General features: G+C 55.5%; 1 pseudogene. It reads right to left on the minus strand.

Annotated elements, in window-relative coordinates:
- Positions 1–177 (minus strand): annotated as a pseudogene (locus EOD29_RS30940) (ABC transporter substrate-binding protein); the annotation flags it as partial.
- Between the last annotated feature and the right edge of the window lie 158 nt (positions 178–335).

The following is a 335-nucleotide window of genomic DNA, read 5'->3' on the forward strand; positions in this document are numbered from 1 at the left end:
TTCGAAAATGTGCTGGGTGACGATGCCGACCAGATCGGCCGTCGACGACATCGGATCGAGCGTCGGCGGCTCGCCGATCGTCGCGACATTGATGACGCCGCCCTTTTCCTGGGCAAAGAGGGTCGAAGGCAGGGCGACAAGCGCGGTACCGAGAAGGAATGCGACCAGTGTTTTCATGTGACAGCTCCCGTTTAGTTCCACAATTATGTAATTCATCTTTTTGTAACAGAATAGAAGCTGGAGCTATCGTGTCAAGCATGAGCGGTCGATTATGCAGCCGCGGATGGCGCGTTTCCGGAAAGCACCATCTTCAGCTGCGCTAGTTCTCCGCACGG

Source organism: Mesorhizobium sp. M1A.T.Ca.IN.004.03.1.1 (genome assembly GCF_003997555.1).
Lineage (GTDB): Bacteria > Pseudomonadota > Alphaproteobacteria > Rhizobiales > Rhizobiaceae > Mesorhizobium.